The 254-nt window shown below is 49.2% G+C and carries 1 protein-coding gene; it reads right to left on the bottom strand.

Translation table 11 applies throughout. The features are described 5' to 3' along the window. Positions 1–38: 38 nt before the first annotated feature. Positions 39–254: hypothetical protein (locus tag E1163_RS30780; RefSeq protein WP_221417839.1), on the bottom strand; the 216-nt coding region annotated here is incomplete at its 5' end.

The raw sequence follows: 254 nt of genomic DNA, 5'->3' as shown, positions 1-254 counted from the left end.
GATTGTAAAAATCGGCATAGAGGGTGTCCTCCGCGCTTTCAAATAGCACCGGACGTTTCTTTCAGGATGGTATAGACCTCACCCGGCTTTGTCCAGCATGCCCTCTCCGACGCGGAAGAGGGAGTCTTGATGCTGCTAAAACTGCAGTTTCCCTGCCCAAGATCGGTTCTCCAACAGATCGTCTGATGCCTGTACTTCACTGGAAACTCAACAGAACTAAACCACGGCTTTACTAAACTTCCGAAAGTTTCGTA

Source organism: Fulvivirga kasyanovii (assembly GCF_009711405.1).
GTDB classification, from domain to species: Bacteria; Bacteroidota; Bacteroidia; order Cytophagales; family Cyclobacteriaceae; genus Fulvivirga; species Fulvivirga kasyanovii.
This window is presented reverse-complemented; position numbering and strand designations above follow the sequence as displayed.